Origin of the sequence: Pseudomonas sp. RGM 3321, assembly GCF_022836805.1 — a bacterium.
Lineage (GTDB): Bacteria > Pseudomonadota > Gammaproteobacteria > Pseudomonadales > Pseudomonadaceae > Aquipseudomonas.
In genome coordinates, this window is record NZ_JALHBH010000112.1 from 14,034 (window position 1) to 38,454 (window position 24,421).

28 protein-coding genes are annotated in these 24,421 nt (G+C 57.3%); 14 read left to right on the plus strand and 14 right to left on the minus strand.

Annotation, left to right across the window (positions count from 1 at the left end; all coding sequences use genetic code 11):
* Window positions 1-144: 144 nt before the first annotated feature.
* The 3 genes from RGM3321_RS15675 to RGM3321_RS15685 all read right to left on the minus strand — a co-directional run bounded on the left by RGM3321_RS15675 (window position 145) and on the right by RGM3321_RS15685 (window position 2,389).
* A complete protein-coding gene (locus RGM3321_RS15675; protein ID WP_005733202.1) occupies window positions 145-690 on the minus strand; it encodes a hypothetical protein in 546 nt (181 codons plus the stop codon).
* Window positions 691-913: 223 nt separating this feature from the next.
* Window positions 914-1,825, minus strand: a complete 912-nt coding sequence (locus RGM3321_RS15680; protein ID WP_244393817.1) for an SDR family oxidoreductase — start codon at window positions 1,823-1,825, stop codon at window positions 914-916.
* A 111-nt stretch (window positions 1,826-1,936) separates the two neighbouring features.
* Window positions 1,937-2,389 carry a flavodoxin gene (locus tag RGM3321_RS15685; RefSeq protein ID WP_244393818.1) on the minus strand — a complete coding sequence of 151 codons (453 nt, stop codon included), beginning with the start codon at window positions 2,387-2,389 and terminating at the stop codon, window positions 1,937-1,939.
* Between the two features lie 208 nt (window positions 2,390-2,597).
* Between RGM3321_RS15685 and RGM3321_RS15690 the strand changes: the two genes are divergently transcribed.
* The 7 genes from RGM3321_RS15690 to RGM3321_RS15720 all read left to right on the plus strand — a co-directional run bounded on the left by RGM3321_RS15690 (window position 2,598) and on the right by RGM3321_RS15720 (window position 6,498).
* Window positions 2,598-3,203 (plus strand): hypothetical protein, encoded by a 606-nt coding sequence (locus RGM3321_RS15690; RefSeq protein ID WP_244393819.1) that lies wholly within the window; start codon window positions 2,598-2,600, stop codon window positions 3,201-3,203.
* Between the two features lie 151 nt (window positions 3,204-3,354).
* Complete coding sequence (locus RGM3321_RS15695) at window positions 3,355-3,924, plus strand: antibiotic biosynthesis monooxygenase (RefSeq protein WP_244393820.1); 570 nt, start codon at window positions 3,355-3,357, stop codon at window positions 3,922-3,924.
* Between the two features lie 233 nt (window positions 3,925-4,157).
* Complete coding sequence (folM, locus tag RGM3321_RS15700) at window positions 4,158-4,868, plus strand: dihydromonapterin reductase (protein WP_244393821.1); 711 nt, start codon at window positions 4,158-4,160, stop codon at window positions 4,866-4,868.
* Between the two features lie 21 nt (window positions 4,869-4,889).
* Window positions 4,890-5,453, plus strand: a complete 564-nt coding sequence (folE, locus tag RGM3321_RS15705) for a GTP cyclohydrolase I FolE (protein ID WP_244393822.1) — start codon at window positions 4,890-4,892, stop codon at window positions 5,451-5,453.
* The gene (gene folX, locus RGM3321_RS15710; protein ID WP_002552214.1) at window positions 5,453-5,824 is read left to right on the plus strand and encodes a dihydroneopterin triphosphate 2'-epimerase; all 372 of its coding nucleotides are present in this window, start codon (window positions 5,453-5,455) and stop codon (window positions 5,822-5,824) included. The genes folE and folX overlap by 1 nt, the downstream gene beginning before the upstream one ends.
* Before the next feature lie 43 nt (window positions 5,825-5,867).
* Window positions 5,868-6,164, plus strand: a complete 297-nt coding sequence (locus tag RGM3321_RS15715; RefSeq protein WP_244393823.1) for a DUF1244 domain-containing protein — start codon at window positions 5,868-5,870, stop codon at window positions 6,162-6,164.
* On the plus strand, window positions 6,157-6,498 hold the full coding sequence (locus RGM3321_RS15720; RefSeq protein ID WP_244393824.1) for a HopJ type III effector protein: 342 nt from the start codon (window positions 6,157-6,159) through the stop codon (window positions 6,496-6,498). Before RGM3321_RS15715 ends, RGM3321_RS15720 begins: the two co-directional genes overlap by 8 nt.
* Window positions 6,499-6,564: 66 nt before the next feature.
* Here the strand turns inward: RGM3321_RS15720 and trxB are convergent, their stop codons facing one another.
* On the minus strand, window positions 6,565-7,527 hold the full coding sequence (trxB, locus tag RGM3321_RS15725) for a thioredoxin-disulfide reductase (protein WP_004659967.1): 963 nt from the start codon (window positions 7,525-7,527) through the stop codon (window positions 6,565-6,567).
* Window positions 7,528-7,893: 366 nt separating this feature from the next.
* On the opposite strand from trxB, the gene cysZ reads away from it, so the two are divergent.
* Both cysZ and RGM3321_RS15735 read left to right on the plus strand, forming a co-directional pair.
* Window positions 7,894-8,655 (plus strand): sulfate transporter CysZ, encoded by a 762-nt coding sequence (cysZ, locus tag RGM3321_RS15730; protein ID WP_244393825.1) that lies wholly within the window; start codon window positions 7,894-7,896, stop codon window positions 8,653-8,655.
* Between the two features lie 184 nt (window positions 8,656-8,839).
* A complete protein-coding gene (locus RGM3321_RS15735; RefSeq protein ID WP_244393826.1) occupies window positions 8,840-9,184 on the plus strand; it encodes a hypothetical protein in 345 nt (114 codons plus the stop codon).
* A gap of 98 nt (window positions 9,185-9,282) precedes the next feature.
* Here RGM3321_RS15735 and RGM3321_RS15740 read toward each other — a convergent pair whose 3' ends face one another.
* Window positions 9,283-9,879, minus strand: a complete 597-nt coding sequence (locus RGM3321_RS15740; protein WP_244393954.1) for a hypothetical protein — start codon at window positions 9,877-9,879, stop codon at window positions 9,283-9,285.
* A 346-nt stretch (window positions 9,880-10,225) separates the two neighbouring features.
* Here RGM3321_RS15740 and RGM3321_RS15745 point away from each other — a divergent pair, with 346 nt between their 5' ends.
* On the plus strand, window positions 10,226-10,714 hold the full coding sequence (locus RGM3321_RS15745; protein WP_244393827.1) for a hypothetical protein: 489 nt from the start codon (window positions 10,226-10,228) through the stop codon (window positions 10,712-10,714).
* Window positions 10,715-10,755: 41 nt separating this feature from the next.
* Here the strand turns inward: RGM3321_RS15745 and RGM3321_RS15750 are convergent, their stop codons facing one another.
* Window positions 10,756-11,178, minus strand: coding sequence for a flagellar protein FlhE (locus tag RGM3321_RS15750; protein ID WP_244393828.1), 423 nt, complete (start codon window positions 11,176-11,178; stop codon window positions 10,756-10,758).
* Window positions 11,179-11,535: 357 nt separating this feature from the next.
* Between RGM3321_RS15750 and RGM3321_RS15755 the strand changes: the two genes are divergently transcribed.
* A complete protein-coding gene (locus tag RGM3321_RS15755; RefSeq protein WP_244393829.1) occupies window positions 11,536-12,756 on the plus strand; it encodes a glycosyltransferase family 1 protein in 1,221 nt (406 codons plus the stop codon).
* On the opposite strand, the gene RGM3321_RS15760 is transcribed toward RGM3321_RS15755, so the two are convergent.
* From RGM3321_RS15760 to RGM3321_RS15770, 3 genes are all read right to left on the minus strand, one after another.
* Entirely contained in the window at window positions 12,725-13,828 is a 1,104-nt protein-coding gene (locus tag RGM3321_RS15760; protein ID WP_244393830.1) for an NADH:flavin oxidoreductase, read from the minus strand. The two genes, RGM3321_RS15755 and RGM3321_RS15760, sit on opposite strands and share 32 nt — an antisense overlap.
* 184 nt (window positions 13,829-14,012) lie before the next feature.
* Window positions 14,013-14,501: a glutathione peroxidase gene (locus RGM3321_RS15765; RefSeq protein WP_244393831.1), complete on the minus strand. Its 489-nt coding sequence runs from the start codon at window positions 14,499-14,501 to the stop codon at window positions 14,013-14,015.
* Between the two features lie 132 nt (window positions 14,502-14,633).
* Complete coding sequence (locus RGM3321_RS15770) at window positions 14,634-15,119, minus strand: peptidylprolyl isomerase (protein WP_219171016.1); 486 nt, start codon at window positions 15,117-15,119, stop codon at window positions 14,634-14,636.
* A gap of 14 nt (window positions 15,120-15,133) precedes the next feature.
* Here RGM3321_RS15770 and RGM3321_RS15775 point away from each other — a divergent pair, with 14 nt between their 5' ends.
* The 3 genes from RGM3321_RS15775 to RGM3321_RS15785 all read left to right on the plus strand — a co-directional run bounded on the left by RGM3321_RS15775 (window position 15,134) and on the right by RGM3321_RS15785 (window position 18,582).
* Window positions 15,134-15,439, plus strand: a complete 306-nt coding sequence (locus RGM3321_RS15775) for a DUF3565 domain-containing protein (protein WP_244393832.1) — start codon at window positions 15,134-15,136, stop codon at window positions 15,437-15,439.
* Between the two features lie 77 nt (window positions 15,440-15,516).
* Window positions 15,517-17,607 (plus strand): phosphate acetyltransferase, encoded by a 2,091-nt coding sequence (pta, locus tag RGM3321_RS15780; protein WP_244393833.1) that lies wholly within the window; start codon window positions 15,517-15,519, stop codon window positions 17,605-17,607.
* Between the two features lie 63 nt (window positions 17,608-17,670).
* Complete coding sequence (locus RGM3321_RS15785) at window positions 17,671-18,582, plus strand: acyltransferase (protein WP_244393834.1); 912 nt, start codon at window positions 17,671-17,673, stop codon at window positions 18,580-18,582.
* Between the two features lie 218 nt (window positions 18,583-18,800).
* Here RGM3321_RS15785 and RGM3321_RS15790 read toward each other — a convergent pair whose 3' ends face one another.
* The 5 genes from RGM3321_RS15790 to RGM3321_RS15810 all read right to left on the minus strand — a co-directional run bounded on the left by RGM3321_RS15790 (window position 18,801) and on the right by RGM3321_RS15810 (window position 24,234).
* The gene (locus RGM3321_RS15790; RefSeq protein ID WP_244393835.1) at window positions 18,801-19,490 is read right to left on the minus strand and encodes an OmpA family protein; all 690 of its coding nucleotides are present in this window, start codon (window positions 19,488-19,490) and stop codon (window positions 18,801-18,803) included.
* A gap of 113 nt (window positions 19,491-19,603) precedes the next feature.
* Entirely contained in the window at window positions 19,604-20,530 is a 927-nt protein-coding gene (locus tag RGM3321_RS15795) for an ABC transporter permease (protein ID WP_244393836.1), read from the minus strand.
* Window positions 20,530-21,645 (minus strand): ABC transporter permease, encoded by a 1,116-nt coding sequence (locus RGM3321_RS15800; RefSeq protein WP_244393837.1) that lies wholly within the window; start codon window positions 21,643-21,645, stop codon window positions 20,530-20,532. The genes RGM3321_RS15795 and RGM3321_RS15800 overlap by 1 nt, the downstream gene beginning before the upstream one ends.
* Entirely contained in the window at window positions 21,638-23,146 is a 1,509-nt protein-coding gene (locus tag RGM3321_RS15805) for an ABC transporter ATP-binding protein (protein ID WP_244393838.1), read from the minus strand. The genes RGM3321_RS15800 and RGM3321_RS15805 overlap by 8 nt, the downstream gene beginning before the upstream one ends.
* Window positions 23,143-24,234, minus strand: coding sequence for a BMP family ABC transporter substrate-binding protein (locus RGM3321_RS15810; RefSeq protein WP_244393839.1), 1,092 nt, complete (start codon window positions 24,232-24,234; stop codon window positions 23,143-23,145). The genes RGM3321_RS15805 and RGM3321_RS15810 overlap by 4 nt, the downstream gene beginning before the upstream one ends.
* Between the last annotated feature and the right edge of the window lie 187 nt (window positions 24,235-24,421).

Here is a 24,421-nt window from a genome sequence, read left to right on the forward strand (position 1 = left end):
CAGAACAGTAATGGCAGGTAACCTGCGCCCGTTAAATCGACGTGGATTTGCAAGCTCCCTTGATCCTGCGTTTTGTTTGGCCGCTGCGTGGCTATCTATGCAGCGGCCTTTTTTATTGCCGGACGTTTTAGTGTCGAAACACCCTCACGCCTTGGCGTTTGGCGTTTTTTTGACCAGCCCCTTGTTCTCCATATCCTTGATCTTGCGCATCTCGTAACTGTCGCCAGACTCGGCAAACGTCTGAAGATTCTGCATGATATGAATCGTGCGAATGTAATCAGGCAATAACACTTTGGCGTACGGGTCTCCGCTCATTGCCTTTTCTTTCATTTCAATAATCCGATTGGCAAAGAACTCCAGTGCATTGATTTCCTTGCTCGGGTCGACCAGTTTGCCTTTCTTGTCGAACTCATCGCCCGCTCGGCTCATGAGTTCGGCCGTATGATTGTCGATCATGCCGAACTTGTACAAGATCATCCCTGCCCTGTTGAGGTCCTTGGGCGTAATCTGCTCGGGGTTGAAGCCCTTGAACAGTGGCTTCATCTTGCGCTTTTCCATCGCCAGCGAGTTGAGCGCGACGGCGTTCTCACCGACCTCCTGCAACACCTGGCTAACCTGAGCTGCGGCCTTTTTGAGCTTGAGTCTTTCAGGCGGCGCAGCAACAGTTACCGGTGGCAGGTCACCCCACATTGTTCTTCCCACGAGATACTCCCTATATGAATGTGTTCAAACTTCATATCGGAGTAAAAACTGCTTAATTAATAGCCACACAGAAATCCATACCAAGCCTACAAAGCCAAAAGACAGTTCTTACAGGACACGGTAAAAATTCCGATAAATAATTAACCAGTTATAAAATCGCGCACCAAACAGAGTCTTCTTTTCCAAAGCCGCCTCATGTCTCAGAACCTGCTTAATTAGCGTATTTTTGCAGATTGGCCATCATTTCTTTCAACGCCTCGATATTGTCGGCGGGGTGGGCGGCCTGATCGAAATCACCAATCGTCTGCCATTGTGCAGCAACGTCTTCGGGGCTGAAGCCTGCATGCGGATCGAAGCATGCTCCCTGACTTCGCTCCCAACGGACCTTGCCGATCCAGCCGCCGCCCACTTCAAACAGGTCGCCGCTGCCCTGACACTGTTCGCTGCCCAGGTACACCACCAACGGGCTGATCAGTTCAGGTTTGAGCAGCTCGAATACGTTGGCAGGAATAAGCCCCTCGGTCATGCGCGTGCCCCCGGTCGGGGCTATGGCGTTGACGAAAATCCGGTGTTTGCGGCCTTCCAGCGCGAGGGTGCGAGTCAGTCCGTAAAGCCCGAGCTTGGCGGTTGCGTAATTGGATTGGCCGAAGTTGCCATAGATGCCGGATGTCGACGAAGTGAAGATCACACGCCCGTAGTTCTGCTCACGCAGGTATGGCCAGGCAGCATGTGTGACCTTGTAGGCACCCTCGACATGGACGCGGTAAACGAGGTCCCAGTCGGCGTCCTCCATTTTAACGAAGGTCTTGTCGCGCAGAATACCGGCATTGTTGACCAGCACATCTATGCGACCGAAGGCATCGAGCGCGTGTTGCACTATGCGACCGCCGTCGGTCACCGAGTCATGGCTGGCCACAGCGGTGCCACCGGCTTCACGAATCTCGGCCACAACGCGATCGGCAGCAGAAGCACTGGCCCCTTCGCCATGGGCAGAGCCACCCAGGTCGTTGACCACTACCCGCGCGCCGTGCTTTGCAAACAGCAGCGCATGGGCCCTTCCCAGCCCGCTTCCTGCGCCAGTCACAATCACGACTTTATCTTCAAAACGCACTGACTCACTCATCGCAGGCTCCAGGATCAAAGGAAACATTGCGATGAGTGTCGTCCAGGCACCTGCCAGTCACAATCAACACTCGCAGTGCTGAATCATGCTCAATAAAGCAGCGGGATGATTTCAGCCCATGTGTTTGATGAACGCTGCCAGCCAAGGCTCGGCGTCGGTTTCCGGGGTCACGCTTTCACTTCCGTCCAGACGCAGCATGTCCTGCACTTCATTCACACCCAGTTCAGCGAACAACTCGCGCATCTGCTCGCCGCCTGCACAGAAGGTGTCGCCGTAGCTGGCATCACCCAATGCGATTACCCCCCCCGGCAAGCCGCGCAGCTGGGCAGGCAAAAGATCACGAAGCTCTGAATAGAGAGGCATGAGGTTGTCGGGCAGCTCTCCCATCCCGGTGGTAGACGTCACCGCGAGGATGGCCTGCGGTTCGAAAGCCAGCACGTCAGGCAACGCGAGCCGAGGGTTGGCGAGTGTTTCGTGACCAGCGGCACGCAACAGTGCAGAGGCGTGTCTGGCAACTTCTTCGGCCGATCCGTAGACCGTTCCACACACGATGACAACTTTCATGGCTATTCCTGCAGCAGTTGAAAAAAGTGAAACATTATGCCCTAGAATGCCATCTGAATTTTCTACGGACCCTTTTACCTTTGGCTGGCACGGAAAAAGTGCGGCCAGGTTGAAGCACTAAAATGGAAGAATGTGATGAGCGGTCAGAACAACTTGCGGAATCAATGGTCTTTGTTCTCAATAACCGGTCAGACCGAGCCTTCCGCCAATGCAACCTGATTCACTCCTCACACAGGCTGAACTGGATTTTATCCAGGGCATGCAGCGCAATCCGAAGCTGAACGTGCGCGACAGCACGCGTAGCCTTCTGGTCAATGGCGGGGTTCAGATTCAGGATCTGCTGACACGTCTGGCTGCTCACGAGCAAGTGACGATCCATGCACAGTTCGAAAACCAGCAGATGAATTTCCCTCTGCATCTGGTCGAGGACGAATTCCATGCTCTGCATCTGGAACTGGGCGCACCGAGTATTTTCGAGGAAGGCCCGAAGATTCGCCCCTGGCGGCTAGTGCTTGAAGAGCCGATCCCGCTTGAGACCGAAAAGGGTGCATTGACGGCGCTCTGGGTTCACGAGCTGTCGTTCAAGGGCGTGCTGCTTGAGTACCGCAAGGAAGGTAAGCTGCCGAGAAACTTTTCAGCCTGGTTCAACCCGCCAGGTCAGGCTCCTATTCCAATGCGCGGCAAGCTGGAGCGAATGACCGAACACAGCTTCGGCGCCTATCACTTCAGCAAGCATGGCAAGGACGACGCCGAGCGCTTGCGTCAGTACATCCTGCAAGAGCATCGCCGCAAGCACCCTTCCCTGCACAAGTAATCAGCCAACACTGCAAAGCTCTACCGGCCCGTCAGCGTTTCAGGAATAATCCTTGCTTGCTTTTCAAGTGAAGCTGTCGCGACCCACCACCCCGGATCGCGGCATGTGACCTCCCTACCCGGGAATCTCACGCCTCTACCGGAGATACACAATGTCTACCTCCCCCGTCACCTTGATGGTCGCCCGCCGCGTGGCACAGGGTCGCTACCATGAAATGATGGCCTGGCTGCACGAAGGCGAACAGTTGGCCACGGATTTCCCGGGGTATCTGGGTTCCGGTGTTCTGGCTCCTCCGCCTGGCGATGATGAATTCCAGATCATTTTCCGCTTTACCGATGAGCACACCATGCACGCCTGGGAGCATTCCGCCTCAAGACGCTCCTGGCTGGTGCGCGGCAGCGGTCTTTTCGCACAACCTTCGGAACATCGCGTCAGTGGTATTGATGGCTGGTTCGGTGCCATCGATCAGCGCCCGCCACGCTGGAAACAGGCGGTTGCCATCTGGCTGGCATTTTTCCCCGTGTCACTGATCTTCAACTTTCTGCTCGGCCCGTTGCTCAATCACCTCGACTTGTTGCCGCGCATCATGATCAGTACAGCGGTGCTTACCCCGCTGATGGTCTACCTGTTCATTCCCCTGTCCACGCGCCTGCTTGCCCCCTGGCTGCAAAGCACACCAGCAGTACCTGCGCGCCCGACACAGTCGCCATCCCCTCGGTAATATCGAAAAGACCTGTACACCCCTGACACTTGGGTACAGGTCTTCGCCGCCTCTGACACCCTCACCTCTTCATCATGCTCTTGGGCAGTGCCTTGCAGCACTGCCTTGCACAGGCTTGCTCCCGCCCAGGGTTGTACAAAAAAAATCTCTGGTATAACTTTGCGTGTAAACCGGAAGAAACAATCGACCGTACAATCCCCGTCCACTGTGGATAACCGATACGTGAGCTGTCGATGACATTATCTTCTGCACCGATTCTGATCACCGGCGCCAGCCAGCGGGTAGGCCTGCATTGCGCCTTGCGCCTGCTTGAGCATGGGCATCGGGTTATCATCAGTTACCGCACTGAACACACAAGCGTGACGGAACTGCGCCAGGCCGGAGCAGTGGCCCTCTACGGCGATTTCTCGTGTGAAACCGGGATCATGGCGTTCATCGATCTGCTGAAAACCCAGACTTCAAGCCTGCGTGCCGTTGTACACAATGCTTCCGAGTGGCTGGCAGAAACCCAGGGCGAGGAAGCCGATAACTTCATCCGCATGTTCAGCGTACACATGCTGGCGCCCTACCTGATCAATCTGCACTGTGAGCCGTTGCTGACCGCCAGTGAGGTCGCTGACATCGTGCATATCAGCGATGACGTGACCCGCAAGGGCAGCAGCAAGCACATCGCCTACTGCGCAACCAAGGCCGGCCTGGAAAGCCTGACGCTGTCCTTCGCTGCCAGATTCGCCCCGCTTGTCAAAGTCAATGGCATAGCACCGGCGCTGTTGATGTTTCAACCCAAGGACGATGCGGCCTACCGCGCCAACGCCCTGGCCAAATCGGCCATCGGCATAGAGCCTGGTGCAGAAGTGATCTACCAGAGCCTGCGCTACCTTCTGGACAACACCTATGTCACCGGCACAACACTGACCGTAAACGGCGGACGGCACGTCAAGTAAGTCGCCCCGAGGAACATTCTGATGAGCTCATCCCTGCCACAGCATTACCGGGAAATTCTGCTCGGTCTTGGAGAAGATCCAGACCGCGAAGGCCTTCTGGACACCCCTAAACGCGCTTCCAAAGCGATGCAGTATCTGTGTCACGGCTACACCCAGAGCGTCGACGAAATCGTCAATGGCGCCCTGTTCGCCTCCGACAATGATGAAATGGTCATTGTCCAGGACATCGAGCTGTATTCACTCTGCGAGCACCACCTGCTGCCGTTCATAGGCAAGGCGCACGTGGCTTATATCCCTACCGGCAAAGTGCTGGGACTGTCGAAGATCGCGCGCATTGTGGACATGTTTGCCCGTCGCCTGCAGATTCAGGAAAATCTGACCAAACAGATTGCCGACGCCATTCAGCAGATCACGGGGGCGGCAGGTGTAGCCGTGGTCATCGAGGCAAAGCACATGTGCATGATGATGCGTGGTGTCGAAAAACAGAATTCGACCATGAACACTTCAGTGATGCTGGGGGCCTTCCGCGACTCGAGCACCACACGCATGGAGTTTCTGCAATTGATCGGACGGAGCAGACAATAATGGCAAGACTCGAACCTGGCACCGCGCGCATCCGGGTCAAGGACCTGCGCCTGCGCACATATATCGGTATAAACGAAGACGAAATCGTCAACAAGCAGGATGTGCTGATCAACCTGACGATTCTCTACGCTGCACAGGAAGCCGTTCGCGATAACGACATCGAGCATGCTCTCAACTATCGCACCATCACCAAGGCCATCATTCAACATGTCGAGGGCAACCGCTTCGCCCTGCTGGAAAGACTGACGCAGGAAGTGCTGGACCTGGTGATGAGCCACAAGGCCGTGACCTACGCCGAAGTGGAAGTCGACAAACCGCATGCGCTGCGCTTTGCCGAATCGGTATCGATCACGCTCGCCGGTCAACGCTGAAACTCTTATCATGACGCGAACCGTCTATTGAAAAGAGCCCGTCATGACCGAGCAAGAACGCCTCGAACTCGAAGCTGCAGCCTTCCGTCGCCTGGTCGCGCATCTGGACAGCCGCAAGGATGTCCAGAACATTGACCTGATGAACCTGTCCGGTTTCTGCCGTAACTGCCTGTCCAAGTGGTACAAGGCCGCTGCCGATGAAAAGCACATCGACATCAGCCTCGACGATGCCCGCGAAGTCGTGTACGGCATGCCGTACACCGAGTGGAAAGCCCAATACCAGAAAGAAGCAAACGCCGAACAACAGGCGGCGTTCGCCAAGGAATCCAAACATGACTGATCTGAACTCCCTGCGCACCAGCCTGCGCAGCGGCGAGCATGTGTTCGCTGATACCCTGGCCTTCATCGCAGAAGGTTACGATTATCAGCCTCAGCCGTTCAGAAACGGCGCCGTCGACAATGCTGCCGGGCAAAACGAAGGATCTTGCAAGACTCTTGGCCTGGCGTTACTCGAAGGTTTGAGCGATGAAGAGGCACTGTTGGCATTTGGCGAGCACTACCGCTCGGTGCAAGCCACGCCCGAAGGCAGCGACCACGGCAATATCCGTGCGCTGATCAAGCATGGGCTGGCAGGTGTGAAATTCGAAGGCGAGCCACTCAAGCGCAAGGCTTGAGCTGACGGGTTCTCGTGCCAACGCATTGGCACGAGAACCCGTTGCAGGTGCTTAAAGGGACGCCAATCAGAACGTGGCGTTTGCTAGACCGTCCAGATAACGCTCGACGTCCAGTGCCGCCATGCAGCCTGCACCGGCCGAGGTGATGGCCTGACGGTAAACGTGGTCAGCCACGTCACCGGCCGCGAACACACCTTCAACGCTGGTCGCAGTCGCATTGCCTTCACGGCCACCGTGCACAACCATGTAGCCATCTTTCAGGGCCAGTTGCCCTTCGAACAGCGAAGTGTTCGGCGTGTGGCCGATGGCGATGAATACGCCGTCGACTTTCAGCTCGTCACTGGTGCCGTCATTGTTCTTCAGACGCGCACCGGTCACGCCCATGTTGTCACCCAATACCTCGTCCAGCGTGGCATTGAGCTTGAGCTCGATCTTGCCTTCGGCGACACGTGCATGCAGCTTGTCGATCAGGATCTTCTCGGCTCGGAAGGTTTCGCGACGGTGAACCAGAGTCACCTTGCTGGCGATGTTGGCCAGATACAGCGCTTCTTCCACCGCCGTGTTACCGCCACCGACTACCGCGACTTCACGGTTGCGGTAGAAGAAACCATCGCATGTGGCGCAGGCAGAAACACCCTTGCCCATGAAAGCTTCTTCCGAAGGCAGGCCCAGGTAACGGGCACTGGCACCGGTGGCGATGATCAGTGCGTCGCAGGTGTAGGTTGCGCTATCGCCCTGAAGGCTGAACGGCTTGCCGGCCAGATCAACGGAGTTGATGTGGTCGAAGACGATTTCAGTCTCGAAACGCTCGGCATGCTCGCGCATGCGTTCCATCAGCGCAGGACCGGTCAGGCCGTGCGGGTCGCCTGGCCAGTTATCAACTTCTGTAGTCGTGGTCAATTGGCCGCCAGCCTGCATGCCAGTAATCAGCAGAGGCTTGAGGTTGGCGCGAGCGGCGTAGACCGCAGCGCTGTAACCGGCAGGGCCGGAACCGAGAATGATCACTCGGGAATGACGTACGTCTGACATGACACACTCCTATCGACCGACCGTTTACGCCGCGGTCGGGACGGCTGGATAAAAAAGGACCGCCGAAACACTTGGGGAAGTGCCATTCACTCGGCGGATCCTGAAAGTTCTGACTCCTGAGACAGGTCCTGAAATTGGTGCCAAGCCTATCGGGGTAGCAAAGGTTAAGGAAATATCGTTTCACAATCCACCCCATAGGTCACTTCTATAGGGTGACTGACCGACAGCAGTGTACTCGCGCGAACATCCGGCTCTGACAAGCGCACGCCGGGCTCGGCGAATGGTGCTGAGCGCCGACATCCATCACCTCTTTCATGGCCATCACAAAGCCGGTAAGGTCACGCCTTTCAGCACCTGGAGACTGCCATGCCCGCGCCCGCCCTTACCGGCCCGCAATACCTCAGAGAGGGCCTGAAACTGGTCCTCAGTCCTGGTTTGCGATTGTTCGTCCTGCTGCCCTTGAGCATCAATGTGGTGTTGTTCTGCGGCTTGATCTACCTGGCTGTGCACCAGTTCGAGCTGTGGGTCGACACCTTCATGCCTACGCTCCCTCACTGGCTGAGCTTTCTCAGCTATATCCTCTGGCCGCTGTTCGTGGTGCTGGTATTGCTGATGGTGTTTTTCACCTTCACCGTGGTCGCCAACATCATCGCCGCGCCGTTTAACGGGTTTCTTTCCGAAAAAGTCGAAGCCGTGGTTCGTGGCGTGGACGATTCGCCGGATTTCAGCTGGGCCGAACTGGTGGCCATGGTGCCACGCACCCTGGCCCGCGAAGCCCGCAAGCTGGGCTATATGCTGCCGCGCATGCTTGGGCTGTTCGTCCTGTCGATCATCCCCGTGGCCAATATCATAGCCGCCCCGCTGTGGCTATTGTTCGGCGTCTGGATGATGGCGATCCAGTACATTGACTACCCCGCCGACAACCACAAACTGGGCTGGAACGAAATGCTCGGCTGGCTGAAAAGCAAGCGCTGGCAAAGCCTGAGCTTCGGCGGCATTGTCTACGTCGCCTTGCTGATCCCGGTGGTAAACCTGCTGATGATGCCCGCCGCAGTGGCCGGTGCGACATTGTTCTGGGTGCGCGAGCGCGGGGCGGATGCGTTGCCGGTGACGCAGGCACGGGGCTGAATTCCAAAATGTTGCCGGGCCGAGCAATACGGGCCGGCATATCTGAAAAAAAAATCACCCGCTCTATATATTTACCGCACAAGGCCCTGTCGACTGAGGCTCAATAGGGTCTCAACCAACCCGTTCATGTGAAGCTCGCTTCCATCGAACATGCGACACATGAACTTAACAAGGAAGTTAAATCATGAATACTCCAGTAAACCCTGCTGCATTTGCGGCTGAAAACGCCACAGTCGAAGAAAAGATTCGTGCTTTTCTGGTCAGTGAACTGGCCGAATGGTCGATCAATCCAGACAACGTTTACATAAACGGCGTAAATGACCCCGAAGAACGCGTGGTCATCAGCTCCAACTCTCTGACTGCCGAAGCAACAAACCGTGTTTTCGAGAAAGACGCTCCATCTTACGCCCCACGTACCGCAGGTCTGTTCACCGTGGCATATTCGTATGCCGATGAACATCGCCTGGCTGCACCGGACCTGGCCAAGGTGGGTGAAGTGATCGGCCAACTGGTCAATGACCTGGGCTGATTGTTCTGCTTGACTGGCCGAGTGACGACAAAGCCTGAAGAAAGTGCCGAATAGATAATGGATGATCTGTTCGGCACTTTAATTAGCATCAATAGCCCCTACCCTGCAGCAGACGCAGAGAGGTAGGTCGGTATACTCATCAACCAGATGGCACACCCGGCAAGAATCCATAGGCCATTGGCCCATGTCAATCTTGAGTTGGTACTTCCATCTGGATCAAGCGCCGCAGCATTCATCTTCGACTGCACCAGCATTAAATTAAATGTTTGCGCAGTTGCCAGCAGAACCGCCCATACCAGCCAGCCGCCGACCGGTTTGAATTGCACATGCCCGGAGACACCTTGCGAAAGCACCATCCCCGCGATAGTCAACGCCAGCAACACCAAGCCGCTAATCGCCCAGTACGCCATGTGACCACGACCCTGTCGCCGCAGACTTTTGTCCACAGTCCGAAATAGTGGAAAAGCGTAAATAACGGCAAAGATCACACGCGCGACGGGCCACACATTACTGCCTGAAAATTTCTTGTTCAGTGACCAGCTTCGATAAAACCAGTAAATCGCGAAAAAACCCGATGTCAAAAGGTACAGAATGAAGAATTTCTTTAGAGACACGACATAAAATTCCGGATCTCTACTGCCCGCTTCATCTTTTTCCAGGCTGGCTTTCGGTGGCGCATACATTAAATCTGACATTTCATATCCCTTTGAAAAGAGAGCGGATGCTATCAGACGAATCAAAACCCTGCAAAAAATATAGCTATAAAGAAGCTTCCTACAAACAAAAACATCAAGCCTTACAACCATGATCAAACTCGTCTACCTGACAGTCGGCAAGCGGTTGCCGCTAAAGAACAAACATTGCCAGCGTTTCAAAAAATTTCATGTAGGCCGTCTCTGTAGGCCAAAAAAATTAACACCCTGCCCACTCGGTTCAAGCGCGTAGGACCAAAACCAATATCAATATTGGCATTGCGCTTGCTTTGTTGCGTCTAGACAACAGGAGCCATAGAGCAATGAAAAGTAAGAGAGGACCGTTGAAATGACCTATAGCAACTCTACGCCGTTTTTGAACGTTACCCCGTTGGGAGTACGACAAAAAAAAACACCACTCACCACCACATCGACACCTGGAATCTTCGCTAACGTGCTCCAAAAAACCATCCTTGAGAAAGAAGCCCCTCATACAATTCTCCGCGGGGGAGAGCTCAGGCACAAATTGATGGCACAGGCTGAAAACGACCCAAGTGAAGCAAGCTTCCTTGCCACGCAATATGCTCATAACTCACTGAATGGTGAAGCGGTGGATTTATCTGATTACCCTGTAATTCGTTACTGTGCTACTGGAAAAGTCGTAACACCCGAGTCAAGCGCTTACTTTCAGAAAATAGAGGGTTGGATGCATAAAGAGAGAAGAGCCCTTTATGAAGAGGAGTACTTGAAAGGCACGCCCGCAGCTAAAATCCTTGAGAAAATATTAAACTTTAATGACTCTCTTCCTAAAGCATTTCGAGACATGGCTAATTGGTAGTATGAGCGCCCTCCCCACTCGAGGGGAGGGCGCCTTTGAAATTACCAATCGACAGTGATTCTTCCTTGCTGTCCCGCCACCGGGACTCTTCCTGTATCTCCAATCTTCATCGTGTAATAAAACGTGCGATTTGCCAATTGATTGCCAAAGAAAGTTGTGGAGCCCGTTCGCTGGCGGGATACGTTAAGGCACACGCTGTCCCCTTGGCATAAATAGACCTCAAGGCCTTGAGGCCAGCCCGCCACGTTCCAGTTCCAACTGACATTTTTGATCGTTGCTACCGGGGGCACATGCCTGCTTACTGGCAGCGCGGCAGTGTGTATGTAGCCTTTTGAATGAATAACCGGCAAAGCAACCGATGATTGATAGTTCCCAGCCAGTGCAAGACTTGAATAGGCTAAAAGCGCCAAAGCAATTCCTGAGGCCGAACGAGTCCACTTCAACTTTCTGTCATTAAATTTCATTTTATTTTATTTTTCCGGTATAGGTATAAGCAGAAATAACTGAAAAACTCAGTCTTTCCAACTCAGCGCTCACGAACCATTAAGTTCGACAACCAGACATTACCGGGCAGACCGTTAACATCAACACCTATTGGAGCGCACTACACACCTTTGGGAAAACTTGTAAACTTTTGTAGGACGCCAATATGCCTAATCATGTTTTTTTATAAAAAACACTTCACAATTAATCTATTTATCTATTTATCTATTGGCTATTACGCGCAATTTCACGCCCGCTAACCTATCTCCCAGCGTCCTATCACCAATCCATCACACAACCGCCACATAACCGAAATGTAACCAGCCGAAACTGCTTCCATGAGCCAAATCCTTAATGTCACCCTGATTACTGAAACCTTCACTCCCGAGATCAACGGCGTTGCCAATACCCTGGGACGTCTTTGTGAAGGGTTGCGGTTGCGCGGGCACCGGGTCGAGTTGGTCCGGCCGCGCCAGAACGACGAGACCAACGCAGGTGCCGCAGAAGACCTGTTGCTGTGCCGGGGCTGGCCGATACCGGGCTATCCAGGGTTGCAATGGGGTCAGTCTTCTATGCACAAGCTGTTGCGCCGCTGGCAGCGGCGTCGACCGGATGTGTTGTACATCGCCACTGAAGGCCCGCTGGGTTTGTCGGCGCTACGGGCAGCGCGGCGCCTGGGAATAGCGGTGATCAGCGGCTTTCACACCAACTTTCCACAGTACACGCAGCAATACGGCATGGGTTTTATCACTCGGCTGCTGACCCACTATCTGCGCTGGTTCCACAACCGCTCGCGCATGACGCTGGTGCCTAGCATCAGCCAGAAAGTGGAACTGGAGCGGCGCGGCTTTGAAAGGATCGAGTTGTTGTCTCGCGGCGTCGACAGCCAGTTGTTCACCCCGTCCAGGCGTTCGCAGACTCTGCGCGAAAGCTGGGGCCTGCAAGCAGGTGATATCGGCGTGATACACGTTGGCCGCCTGGCACCCGAGAAAAACCTGGGTCTGCTCAAAGTCAGCTTCGAAACGCTCAAGGACAGTTACCCGCAACGTAATATCAAACTGATTGTTGTCGGCGAAGGGCCTCAGCGCCAGCAGCTTGAGCAGCAGATCCCGGATGCGATCTTTTGCGGCACTCAGCGCGGTGAAGTGCTGGCCATGCACTATGCCTCGGCAGATATGTTTCTGTTCCCGAGCATGACCGAAACGTTCGGCAACGTGGTCCTTGAAGCGCTGGCCTCAGGGCTGGGTGTGGTCGCTTACGACGAGGCCGCTGCCGGGCAGCATATTCGCCATGGCCACAATGGAGCCCTTGCCATGCCGGGTGACGAGACGGCGTTCATCGACGCGGCGCGCTGGTTGCTGGAAGACAGCGAAACGTTGCGCCGGGTGCGCCTCAATGCTCGTCAACACGCCAGTCGCCAGGGCTGGACGGCAATCATCGATCAGTTCGAACGACAATTGCGTGAGGCCTGCCCGGGCGAAAAACCTGTAAATGCCAAAGAGACCAGGCAGGCAGCTACCAAGAAGATCAGGCCAGTGTCGTCAGTGCCTCTCGACTGAATGGCAAGATGTCCTGCTCGCGTCCCTCACGCACTTTCAATGCCCAGTCCGGATCGACCAGCAAGGCACGTCCCACCGCCACCAGATCAAACTCGTCGTTGCCCAGCCGCTTCAGTAGATTTTCCAGGCTGGCCGGTTGAGCGACCTTGTCGGTGTTGACCATGAACTGCAGGAACTCACCGTCCAGCCCGACACTGCCGACGGTAATGGTCGGTTTGCCGGTCAGCTTGCGCGTCCAGCCTGCGAGGTTCAGGTCAGAGCCTTCAAACTCGGGCTCCCAGAAACGCCGCGTAGAACAATGGAAGATATCCACCCCGGCGTCAGCCAGCGGTTGCAGGAATTCACCCAGCGCCTCGGGCGTTTGCGCCAGACGTGCGGTGTAATCCTGCTGTTTCCATTGTGAGAAACGGAAGATGATCGGGTAGTCCGCACCAACCGCGACGCGCACCGCCTTGATCAGCTCGATGGCAAATCGCGAACGGTTGGCCAGGCTGCCACCGTACTCGTCACTGCGCTGATTGCTGCCCTCCCAGAAGAACTGATCAATCAGATAACCGTGGGCACCATGGATTTCGACACCGTCCATGCCAATCGCCTTGGCATCGACAGCAGCCTGGGCAAAAGCGGCCACAACATCATCGATGTCCTGTTTGCTCATGCCATGCACCAGCACTTGACCGTCCTTGACCTTCTCCATAGGCCCATACGCAGGCACGCTCCCGTCCGGCTCGGTACCAAGACGACGAACCGCACCTACGTGCCAGAGTTGCGGGACGATCTTGCCACCCTCTGCGTGCACCGCCTCAACTACCTTGCGCCAGCCCGCCAGCGGCGCATCACCAAAAAACTGCGGAACGTTCGGGTAACCGTTGGAGGCCTTGTGGTTGACCGTCGTCCCTTCGGTGACAATCAGCCCGACACCTGCCGCCGCGCGACGCCGGTAGTACTCGATGACCTTTGAGTTGGGCACATGCCCCGGTGAGAACGAACGGGTCATGGGTGCCATGACCACCCGCGACGACAATTCCAGGCTGCCCAGACGGAAAGGCGTAAACAAGGCTTCTACCGACATGTGGAACTCCGGAAAAATGGTCGATTGCACTACGGCGACAAGCGCCGGATGAGAGGCGCAGAATATCGCCGGACATCAGCGCGGGCCCAGTACTATTGATTTGGCTGATTTGAATGCAAAAGCCGCGAAGGCAAAAGATAGCCGGGCGAGCACACGCTAACCCGGTGCTACCCTGACGATGTGATCAGCTTTGCTCCAAGGCCTTTTCAATGGCCTGAATCACTGCAGGATCATCTGGTGCCGTACGCGGAGAGAACCGCGCGCTCACCCCGCCGTTCTTGCCGACCAGAAACTTTTCGAAATTCCAGGTGATATCCCCGGGAAACTCGGCACCTTCGCCAGCCAGCAAACGGTACAGCGAATGCCGGTCAGGCCCGTTGACGTCGAGCTTTTCACCCAGCGTAAAGGTCACGCCATAATTGAGTTCGCAAAATTCGGCGATCTCTTTTTCGCTGCCCGGCTCCTGCCCGGCAAACTGGTTGCACGGTAGCCCGAGGATCTCCAGACCCTTGTCCTTGTATTGCTGATAGAGGTTTTCAAGTGCTGCGTATTGCGGTGTCAGCCCGCATTTGGACGCGACGTTGACCACCAGAACCACTTTGTTCTTGAAACCCGCCATCGGCAGTTCCTGACCACCCAGCGCTTTCAATTTGATGTCGTGAAAAGCACTCATGAGAACCCCTTTTGAAACAAGTAACCCAAAGCCACAACCTGAAAAAAGGCACCGTGACCGCACGCGTAACGAAAGTCGTCATCGCAGAACAGCCAGGGCGCCTTTTCAGTGACCTGAGCTTAGCAGCACAAATCAGTGTTGATGACCGCCTTCACCGTGAACATGGCCGTGAGCCATTTCTTCTTCACTGGCATCGCGGATAGCCACAACCTTTACCTCGAAGTTCAGGCGCTGGCCCGCGAGTGGGTGGTTGCCGTCAACAGTGACGTCATCGCCGTCCAGATCGCGGATGGTCACGATCTGCATGCCGCCGTCCGGACCGGATGCATGGAACTGCATGCCGACTTCGAGTTTGTCGACACCTTCGAACATGCTGGCGCTCAGGGTGCTGACCAGTTCGGCGGAGTATTCACCATAGGCATCTTCCGGCTCGACGGCTACCTTCAGCTCGTCACCGACGTCCTTGCCTTCCAGCGCCTTTTCCAGGCCCGGGATGATGTTGCCTGCACCTTGCAGGTAAACCAGCGGCGCACCACCGGCAGAACTGTCGATGACCTCACCAGCGTCGTTGGTCAGGGTATAGTCAATGGAGACAGCCTTATTGGCGGCGATCGGCATGGGGACAAGACCTTTTGCTTAAGATTGAAGAACGAGCAAGTTTAACCAAGCAATCGCCCGAAAGCGAACGCAACTCTGACAAACGGCCCAGAATGAAAGGTTCAACTGTTATCAACTTGCAACAGGATCAAGAAGGGCACTGGATTGCCATGCTGTCCTGCGGCCACACTCAGCACCTGCGCCATCAGCCGCCATGGCAGTCGCGAGCCTGGGTTCTTGACCCGATAAAACGCCAACAGATGACAGGTCAGGCCTTTCGCTGCGGCTGGTGTGCTATTGCCGCAGATAACGATAGTCTTGCCGCAGAGAAATCGCGTTAGACGGTTTCCGGACTTTTTTGGTCAGCAGTTGTTCCCTATGTGCTGCGACCCTTGCACTGCTCAATCGAGAAGCCAGTATGCAGACTTTTTTTATCGCCCCCACTGACTTCGGCGTGGGGTTGACCTCTATCAGCCTGGGCCTGGTGCGCACGCTTGAGCGCGCAGGCTTGAAAGTAGGTTTTTTCAAACCTATTGCCCAGCCGCACCCAGGCGACCTGGGCCCCGAACGCTCGACCGAACTTATGGCCCGCACCCACGGCCTCAAGCCGCCCAAGCCTCTGGGACTGGCGCATGTCGAGCGCATGCTCGGCGATGGTCAGCTGGATGAACTGCTCGAAGAGATCATCAATCTTTATCAACAGGCAGCGGTCGGCAAGGACGTGCTGGTGGTCGAAGGCATGGTCCCGACCCGTAGCGCGAGCTATGCCGCGCGGGTCAATCTGCATCTGGCCAAGAGCCTGGATGCTGACGTCATTCTGGTCTCTGCCCCGGAAAACGAAGTGCTTGCCGAGCTGTCGGGCAGGGTCGAATTGCAGGCCCAGCTGTTTGGTGGCCCCAAGGACCCGAAGGTGCTGGGCGTCATACTCAACAAGGTGCGCACCGAAGAGAGCATGGAAGTCTTCGCCTCACGCCTGAAAGAGCACTCTCCACTGCTGCGCAGTGGCGATTTCCGACTGCTGGGCTGCATCCCCTATCGCGCTGAACTCAATGCGCCGCGCACTCGTGATGTGGCCGAATTGCTGGGCGCGCAGGTGCTCAACGCAGGCGATTACGATCAGCGGCGCATGTCAAGAATCATTATCTGTGCCCGAACGGTGCTCAATACCGTTCCGCTGCTCAAGCCGGGCGTGCTGGTCGTGACGCCGGGCGACCGTGACGACATCATTCTTGCGGTGAGCCTGGCGGCAATAAATGGCGTACCGCTGGCGGGCCTGCTGCTGACCAGCGATACGGTGCCCGACCCACGCATCATGGAGCTGTGCCGAGGTGCATTCCAGGCCGGTCTGCCGGTGCTGTCGGTCAGCAGCGGTTCCTATGACACGGCAAACCGGCTCAATCAGTTGAACAAGGAAATTCCCATCGATGACCGCGAGCGCGCGGAAAACATCACCGATTTCGTGGCCGGCCATCTGGACGCTGGCTGGCTGCACCAGCGCTGCGGCGCACCCCGCGAGCTGCGCCTGTCGCCTGCCGTGTTTCGCTATCAACTGATCCAGCGAGCGCAGGCAGCCAACAAGCGTATTGTCCTGCCCGAAGGCAATGAACCGCTGACCATTCAGGCGGCGGCCATCTGCCAGGCGCGCGGTATCGCGCGTTGTGTGTTACTGGCCAGACCCGAGGAAGTGCAAGCCGTGGCTCAGGCACACGGTATCGAGCTGCCACCGGGGCTGGAGATTCTTGACCCGGAGCTGATTCGCGAGCGCTATGTTGCGCCGATGGTGGAACTGCGCAAAAACAAAAGCCTGAACGCGCCCATGGCCGAGCAACAGCTCGAAGACCCGGTGGTGATCGGCACCGTGATGCTGGCGCTGGACGAAGTCGACGGCCTGGTTTCGGGCGTTATTCACTCCACCGCCAACACCATCCGGCCTGCCCTGCAACTGATCAAGACCGCGCCGGGCTGCACGCTGGTGTCTTCGGTATTTTTCATGCTGTTCCCCGAGCAGGTGCTGATGTACGGCGACTGCATCATGAACCCGCATCCGAGTGCCAGCGAGCTTTCCGAGATCGCCTTGCAAAGCGCCGATTCAGCCACTGCGTTCGGCATTTCGCCACGGGTAGCGATGATCAGCTATTCCAGCGGCAACTCGGCCAGCGGTGAAGAAGTCGAGAAGGTGCGCGAAGCAACGCAACTGGCACGGGAAACCCGGCGCGACCTATTGATCGACGGGCCGCTGCAGTATGATGCGGCCGCCAACGAACACGTCGCCCGACAGCTGGCCCCGGACAGCCCGGTGGCAGGACGTGCCAACGTGTTCGTGTTCCCGGACCTCAATACTGGTAATACCACCTACAAGGCGGTGCAACGCAGTGCCGACTGTGTAAGCCTTGGCCCGATGCTGCAAGGCCTGCGCAAGCCGGTGAACGACCTGCCACGTGGCGCACAGGTGGATGACATCGTCTATACCATCGCACTCACGGCGATACAGGCCGACACGCTGTCCTGATGCCTACCCATGATGCCGCAGAGCCATCTGCGGCTTCCGACAACCTCCGGAGCCATCACCTTCATGGATTTCCTGCCTGCCCCGTTACGCGGCGTCATTGCCTCGCTGTTATTGGCGCTGAACACCATCGTCTGTTGCACGGTGCTGTTCGCGGTCACGATTCTCAAGATCTGCCTGCCCTTCTCTGCGGCACAGCGTTTCACCGACTGGCTGATGAGCCACATCCATGAAACCTGGATCGGCAACAACAATGCCTGGATCAAACTGCTGTGCCACACCCGCTGGCACCTGAGCGGTCTGGAAGGGCTGGATTACCAGCATTCGTATCTGGTCACCAGCAATCACCAGAGCTGGGTCGACATCATGGTCTTGCAGTACGTGCTCAACCGACGCATTCGCCCGCTGAAGTTTTTCCTCAAGCAGGAGTTGATCTGGGTACCGATCATCGGTCTGGCGTGGTGGGCGCTGGGCTTTCCGTTCATGAAGCGCTATTCCAAGGCGTACCTTGCGAAACACCCGGAAAAGAAAGGCAAGGACCTGGAAACCACTCGCCGCACCTGCGCGAAGTTTCGCCATAACCCGGTGGGGATTTTCAACTTCGCCGAGGGCACGCGCTTCACCGCTGGCAAACACGCGCAGCAGAACTCGCCGTTCCGCCATTTGCTCAAACCCAAGGCTGGCGGCATCGCTTTCGTGCTCGACGCAATGGGCGAACAGCTGGAGTCGATCATCAACGTGACCATCCACTATCCGGGCGGGCAACCTGGCTATTGGGACCTGCTGTGCGGCAACGTCAATGACGTGGTTGCCCACTTCGAAGAGATCAAGATTCCGCAGCAGTTTCTCGGCAGGAACTACGACCAGGACGGCGAGTACCGCCTGGAATTCCAGCAGTGGATCAATGCGCTATGGGAAGAAAAAGACCGGCTGCTGGACCGGCTGCATGAGCAGTATCCAGCGCAGCGGCGAGCGTGAGGCACGATAAACTCACTATCGTGCGACGCTCCGCGTCGGCATGACGCAGAGCGTCAAGAAGGGCATTCCCACGCTGGAGCGTGAGGAACGATAATCTCAACTATCGTGCGACGCTCCGCGTCGGCATACCGTTCCGGACGCTCTGCGTCCTCTTGAGACGCAAAGCGTCGCGTACTGCTGAGGAACGAGAAACCATTATCGTGCCGCAACGGTGTTGATCAGTACTGCTGACCTGGAATCGGCTTGAGGTTGACCTCTACGCGGCGGTTCTGGGCGCGGCCGTTGACGTCGGCGTTGCTGGCAATCGGTTGGTCAGGGCCCGCGCCACGCACTGAAAGGTGCGATTGATCAACGCCCTGCGAAGTCAGGTACGTCGCAACGCTTTGTGCGCGCTGTTGCGACAGGTCCATGTTGTGCTGACGGCTGCCGGTGCTGTCGGTATAACCGACGATTTCAATGTTGTTCTGATCGAACTGCTTGAGCGAATTCGCCAGGTTGTTGAGCGGCGAATAGAAGCTGCTGGCGATGGCGGAGGAGTCCGTCGCGAAGGTGATGTTACCCGGCATGATCAGTTTGATCTGGTCACCCTGACGCTGCACCTCGACGCCAGTATTGGCCATGCTCGCGCGCAACGCTGCTTCCTGCTTGTCTGCGTAATAGCCATACCCCGCCGACGCAGCGCCCGCAACGGCAGCACCAATCAACGCACCCTTGCCACGGTTATTGTGGTCGATGGCGGCACCTGCTACTGCACCGGCCAATGCGCCGAGTCCGCCGTACTTGGCTGTTTTGCTCATGCCACCGGAGCTTTGCGCCTGGCCTTGATTGTCATAGGGATTGGATGTTGCACAGCCCGACAGCATGGCTACGGCGGTGGCAACAATGATCAAACGACGCGAGGTAAACATTCAGGAGCTCCTGGTTTTGACAAACGCTGGTAACCGGATTAGAGCATGCCGGCTGTCAAAAATTCCTTAACCCGTGCTGAACCGCCCGTATTACGGCGCTTGACGTGTTTTGCTCAGCGTCGTTCCTCACGAATATAAGGCTCGCCCAACGCACCCGGCTGACTGCTGGATTGACGCTTGCCGCTTGCCACCCAGACCATGACCAGCAACGTGACCGCGTAGGGCGTCATCAAGACGAAATACTGAGGCAGGCGCACCCCCGTGGCCGCCAATTGCGGAATCAGCGCTTCGATGCCACCGAACAGCAAAGCACCGGCCAGCGCACGCCAGGGCGACCAGCGCGCGAAGATCACCAGCGAAACCGCAATCCAGCCGCGTCCACCTGTCATGTCCGCGATCCACATCTTGGTACTGAGTACGGCGATAAAGCCGCCCGCCAGGCCCATCAATGCAGAACCGGCAACAATCGCCGCCAAGCGGTAACCCAACACGGAAATGCCTGCGGCATCAGCGGCCTGCGGGTTCTCGCCAACTGCCCGCAAACGCAGCCCGGTCCGAGTGCGATCGAGCAGCCAGACCACCGCAATGAAAATCACCACGGTCAAATACACCAACGGGTTCTGAACAAACACCCGGCCCACCACCGGCAGCTCGGACAACGGCCACAGTGCCACCGCTTGCAAGCCGCTGACCGGACGATTGGTCCAGCCGAGCAGCGTACCCAGCAGACCGGTCAAGCCCTGACAGAAGAACACCAGCGCCAGACCGGCAATCACCTGATTGATCCGCAGCACCAATACCATCAGCGCAAACAGCAACGAAACCAGACCTGCGGCCACCATCGACGCGAGCAGCGAAAGGCCAGGCGAGCCCAGGCTCAACTGCATGCCGATGCCCGCCAATGCGCCGACCAGCATCAGCCCCTCGACACCCAGCGCCAGTACGCCGCTGCGCTCGATGAGGATCAGGCCCAGTGCAGCGAGCGCAAACGGCACGGCGAAATCCGGTGCGCTGCCCAGCCAATGGGAAATAAGCTCCATCAACGTTCTCCTGCCTGAATGCGCCGCAGACGATGGCGGATGAAAAAGTCCGACGACGCGACGCAGATCACCAGGATTGCCTGGATCAACTGCACCATCGAAAACGGAATCTGGTAAAACACCTGCAGGTTGCGCCCGGCCACGAACAACATGGCGATCAGCAGCGCGACGACGGTGGCGGCCACCGGGTTATTGCGGGCCAGAAAGGCGATGAGAATCCCGGAAAACCCGTATCCCTGATAGAACGACTGGGTAAGGCGCCCTTCCTGCCCGGACGTCACAACGAAACCTGCGAGCCCCGCCAGAGCACCTGAAAGCAGCACAGTGCCGATGATCATCTTGCGCACCGGCACACCCACAGCCCCGGCAACCTTCGGGTTGGCATCGACGAAGCGCAGGTATAGCCCGGCCCGCGAGACACCGACAAACCACAGGGTCAGGCCGGTGACCAACAGCGCCAGGGGGATCGCCGCGTTATACCCCGCAAACAGATCAGGCAAACGTTCAAAGCTCTGAAACGCGGGCGAGTAGGGAAAGTTGTCTCGCGGGTCTTTCCAACTGCCGTAAACCAGATGCAGGAGGAAATTGGCGGCAATGTAATTGAGCATCAGGGTCGAGATGATCTCGTTGACCTGCCACTTGAGCTTCAACAGCACCGGTCCCAGGCTCCACAGCAACCCGCAGATCACAGCCGCCGCCATCATCAGCGGCAGGCGCAGAGCTTCCGGCCCCACCTGGAACAGCGAAATCGCGGTGGCGCCAATCGCTCCCCAGATCATCTGGCCCTCCAGCCCCAGGTTCCAGAAGCGCGCGCGAAACGCCATGCACCCGGCCAGGCCGACCATAATCATCGGCGATGCCTGAAACAGCACAGCCTTGAAGTTTTGGGCATCGAACACCGTTTGAACGACGAATTCGTTGAGTAACTCGTCAGCAGGCACCCCGGCAAGAATCAGGATCGTGGTACAGATCGCCAGGCCGACCAGCAATGCCAGGGCTATGATCAGCGCCTGCAAGGGCCAGCCAGTCTGTTGACGAAGTTCCAGCGTGTAGCGGCGCGACAGCAACGGTTGGCGTGCCGGAGCAGTCTGTTGCAATGCAGTTGTGTCACTCATGGCTCACCATCGCTTTGCCGATGGCCTGACGGTCAGCGGGGTAATCGAACTCGGCGACGATACGCCCGCTGTTCATTACGCCGATACGGTCAGCCAGGCTCAATACTTCGTCCAGGTCTTCGCTGATCACCAGCACCGCAGCGCCTGCGTCCCGTGCTGCGCGCAGACGGGCATGCACCGCCTGTGTGGCACGCACGTCCAGGCCACGGCTCGGGCTATGCACCAGCACCAATTGCGGGTCGCGGCTGAATTCACGGGCGATCACCAGTTTCTGTGCGTTGCCGCCCGACAGCAGTGCAGCTTTCTGATCGAGAGAGCGTACGCCCTGCACATCGAAGTCCGCCACCGCGCGTTGCGCGTCCTGTTTCAGGCGCTTGTAGCCCAGACGCCAGAAAGAACCGTATTGCCCGCTATGGATGTTGCCGATGCCGAAGTTCTCGGCTACCGACAGCGATCCGGCCAGCGCCGCGCCGTAGCGGTCCGCCGGGATGGAAGCGATGCGCAGTAGCCGACGCTGATCAGCTGACGCACTGCGCAGGTCGCCAAAAGAGGTCATGTGGATTTCCCCATCGGTGGCCTGCGGCAGCCCCATCAATGCGTTGGCCAGTTCGGCCTGACCATTGCCGCCAACGCCTGCAATACCGTAGATCTGCCCGGCGCGCAGGGTCATGTTCACACCGTTGAGTGCGCCGCCGACGCTGCGCAAATCGCGTACCTGTAAACGCACCTCACCTGGCGTTGCGCAATGATGCTCTGCGACCGGCACCGATTCGCCCACGGTCAGTTGCACCAGTTGCTCGACACTCACCTTCTGCGGATCAACAGTCTGCACGGTGCGCCCGCCGCGCATCACGGTCACCCGGTCGGCATAGCGTTTGACGTCGACCATCTTGTGCGTCACCAGAATCACCGCAGCGCCCTGCCGCGCAAAGGCCTGAACGGTCAGCAGCAAACGTTCGGCCTCCTGATCAGTCAGGACCGCGGTCGGCTCATCAAGGATCAGAATGCGCGCACCGGCCAGCAGCACCTTGAGAATCTCGACGCGCTGCTGCTCGGCAACCGACAGGCTGTCGACGGTCCGGGCCGGGTCAATCGCAAAACCCAACTCGTCCGCCTTGCTGACAATCTCTTGCTCCAGCGCACGCAGACGCTTGCGATAGCTGCCTTCGCCCGGTTGCTCAGGCAGCGCCAACAGAATGTTCTGCGCCACCGTAAAGGGCTTCACCAGCTTGAAGTGCTGGTGAACCATGCCAATCCGGTAACGGCTGGCGTCCCTGGGCCCCTGAAGCTGAACCGGGTTGTCGTCCAGCAGCAGCGTGCCGGTTTCCGGTGCGTACAGCCCGGCTGCAATGTTCATCAGCGATGACTTGCCTGCACCGTTCTCGCCCAGCAACGCATGCACTTCGCCCCAACAGGCGGTGAAGTCGGCATCGATCAGCGCCTTGAAGCCATCGAACGATTTACTGATGCCTGTGAGTTGCAGCGCGTTGACCTGACTCATTGCTGAGTCTTCACGCCTTCGACAAACCAGTCCATTTTCCACAGATCCGGGTCAGACAATTGCTGACCGGCCGTAACACGCTCCTTGCCGTCACGGTCCGCCAGCGGCCCGCTGTAGACGATTTTCCTGCCTGCCAGCAGTTCGTCACGCTCGGCCATGATCTTCTTGCGATTGTCTTCCGAAATGATCGGGTCTTTGCTCAGCGTGATATCGGTGCCGCCCTGCTGCATCGACAGCAGTGCACCGTTGGCGGGCGGGGTCCAGTTGCCCGCGATGACCTTCTTGAGCTCTGGCCCCAGGAAGCGGTCCCAGACCCACAACGAAGAACAGACGGTTGCCTTGGGGGCAAACTCGCTCAGGTCTCGATGGTGACCGGTGCCATGAATGCCGCGCTCCTGAGCGACAATCTGCGGTGTCGGGCTGTCGACGTGCTGGCCGACCACATCGACGCCGTTGTCGCTCAATGCCATGGTTGCCGCGCGCTCCTTGACCGGGTCGTTCCAGGCCCCGGTATAGACCACGGTGACGGTGGCTTTCGGATTGATCTGCCGGGCGCCCAGTTCATAGGCGTTGATGGTCCAGTTGACCTGGCCGAACGGGTTGGCGGCGACGAAGCCCAGCTTGCCGGTTTTCGACGCAGCGCCAGCCGCCATGCCGCACAGGTACTGGCTCTCGTAGGTACGGCCATAAAACGATTCGAGGTTGGCCGCGTTGGTGGTGCCCGAACCGTTCAGGAACGCGACATCAGGGTATTTTTTGGCCAGCGCAAGGAAGGTGTCGGAATAGCCGAATGCAGTGCCGACGATGATGTTGGCACCGCGTGCGATGAGCCGGTCGACCACGGGGGTAATGGCAGCGGCGTTCTCGGGCACGCTTTCCACGAACTGGATTTTTGTGTCCAGATCCTTCTCAAGCTTCACGCGCGCCTCATCGAATGCCTGAGTCCAGCCGCCGTCATTGCGCGGGCTGATGTAGACCATGGCGATTTTCGCGGGTCCCTTCAGGGTCAAGCCCTCGGCCTGAGCGAAGCCGGCGGCCCCGAACGCTACAGCCGCACACAATGTCCCGGGCAACAGTTTCTTGTACATAGACGTTTTCCTGAGGGTAATGACCGATGAGGGCAGCACGTGGCCGACTCTCAGGCCATAGCAGCATCCATGCCACTACCGGGAAAACACTATGGAACAACGGTCTGACTCGATTGCATCGAACAGAACAGATCAAACGGTCTGAATCAGAGCACTTGGTTTGTGCATGACTCGCATTCGCTGCGCG

Excerpts from the sequence above, each read along its gene's own strand:
- RGM3321_RS15675 (WP_005733202.1), bottom strand. The coding sequence starts at position 690 with ATGTGGGGTGACCTGCCACCGGTAACTGTTGCTGCGCCGCCTGAAAGA.
- RGM3321_RS15680 (WP_244393817.1), bottom strand. The coding sequence starts at position 1,825 with ATGAGTGAGTCAGTGCGTTTTGAAGATAAAGTCGTGATTGTGACTGGC.
- RGM3321_RS15685 (WP_244393818.1), bottom strand. The coding sequence starts at position 2,389 with ATGAAAGTTGTCATCGTGTGTGGAACGGTCTACGGATCGGCCGAAGAA.
- RGM3321_RS15690 (WP_244393819.1), top strand. The coding sequence starts at position 2,598 with ATGCAACCTGATTCACTCCTCACACAGGCTGAACTGGATTTTATCCAG.
- RGM3321_RS15695 (WP_244393820.1), top strand. The coding sequence starts at position 3,355 with ATGTCTACCTCCCCCGTCACCTTGATGGTCGCCCGCCGCGTGGCACAG.
- folM (WP_244393821.1), top strand. The coding sequence starts at position 4,158 with ATGACATTATCTTCTGCACCGATTCTGATCACCGGCGCCAGCCAGCGG.
- folE (WP_244393822.1), top strand. The coding sequence starts at position 4,890 with ATGAGCTCATCCCTGCCACAGCATTACCGGGAAATTCTGCTCGGTCTT.
- folX (WP_002552214.1), top strand. The coding sequence starts at position 5,453 with ATGGCAAGACTCGAACCTGGCACCGCGCGCATCCGGGTCAAGGACCTG.
- RGM3321_RS15715 (WP_244393823.1), top strand. The coding sequence starts at position 5,868 with ATGACCGAGCAAGAACGCCTCGAACTCGAAGCTGCAGCCTTCCGTCGC.
- RGM3321_RS15720 (WP_244393824.1), top strand. The coding sequence starts at position 6,157 with ATGACTGATCTGAACTCCCTGCGCACCAGCCTGCGCAGCGGCGAGCAT.
- trxB (WP_004659967.1), bottom strand. The coding sequence starts at position 7,527 with ATGTCAGACGTACGTCATTCCCGAGTGATCATTCTCGGTTCCGGCCCT.
- cysZ (WP_244393825.1), top strand. The coding sequence starts at position 7,894 with ATGCCCGCGCCCGCCCTTACCGGCCCGCAATACCTCAGAGAGGGCCTG.
- RGM3321_RS15735 (WP_244393826.1), top strand. The coding sequence starts at position 8,840 with ATGAATACTCCAGTAAACCCTGCTGCATTTGCGGCTGAAAACGCCACA.
- RGM3321_RS15740 (WP_244393954.1), bottom strand. The coding sequence starts at position 9,879 with ATGTCAGATTTAATGTATGCGCCACCGAAAGCCAGCCTGGAAAAAGAT.
- RGM3321_RS15745 (WP_244393827.1), top strand. The coding sequence starts at position 10,226 with ATGACCTATAGCAACTCTACGCCGTTTTTGAACGTTACCCCGTTGGGA.
- RGM3321_RS15750 (WP_244393828.1), bottom strand. The coding sequence starts at position 11,178 with ATGAAATTTAATGACAGAAAGTTGAAGTGGACTCGTTCGGCCTCAGGA.
- RGM3321_RS15755 (WP_244393829.1), top strand. The coding sequence starts at position 11,536 with ATGAGCCAAATCCTTAATGTCACCCTGATTACTGAAACCTTCACTCCC.
- RGM3321_RS15760 (WP_244393830.1), bottom strand. The coding sequence starts at position 13,828 with ATGTCGGTAGAAGCCTTGTTTACGCCTTTCCGTCTGGGCAGCCTGGAA.
- RGM3321_RS15765 (WP_244393831.1), bottom strand. The coding sequence starts at position 14,501 with ATGAGTGCTTTTCACGACATCAAATTGAAAGCGCTGGGTGGTCAGGAA.
- RGM3321_RS15770 (WP_219171016.1), bottom strand. The coding sequence starts at position 15,119 with ATGCCGATCGCCGCCAATAAGGCTGTCTCCATTGACTATACCCTGACC.
- pta (WP_244393833.1), top strand. The coding sequence starts at position 15,517 with ATGCAGACTTTTTTTATCGCCCCCACTGACTTCGGCGTGGGGTTGACC.
- RGM3321_RS15785 (WP_244393834.1), top strand. The coding sequence starts at position 17,671 with ATGGATTTCCTGCCTGCCCCGTTACGCGGCGTCATTGCCTCGCTGTTA.
- RGM3321_RS15790 (WP_244393835.1), bottom strand. The coding sequence starts at position 19,490 with ATGTTTACCTCGCGTCGTTTGATCATTGTTGCCACCGCCGTAGCCATG.
- RGM3321_RS15795 (WP_244393836.1), bottom strand. The coding sequence starts at position 20,530 with ATGGAGCTTATTTCCCATTGGCTGGGCAGCGCACCGGATTTCGCCGTG.
- RGM3321_RS15800 (WP_244393837.1), bottom strand. The coding sequence starts at position 21,645 with ATGAGTGACACAACTGCATTGCAACAGACTGCTCCGGCACGCCAACCG.
- RGM3321_RS15805 (WP_244393838.1), bottom strand. The coding sequence starts at position 23,146 with ATGAGTCAGGTCAACGCGCTGCAACTCACAGGCATCAGTAAATCGTTC.
- RGM3321_RS15810 (WP_244393839.1), bottom strand. The coding sequence starts at position 24,234 with ATGTACAAGAAACTGTTGCCCGGGACATTGTGTGCGGCTGTAGCGTTC.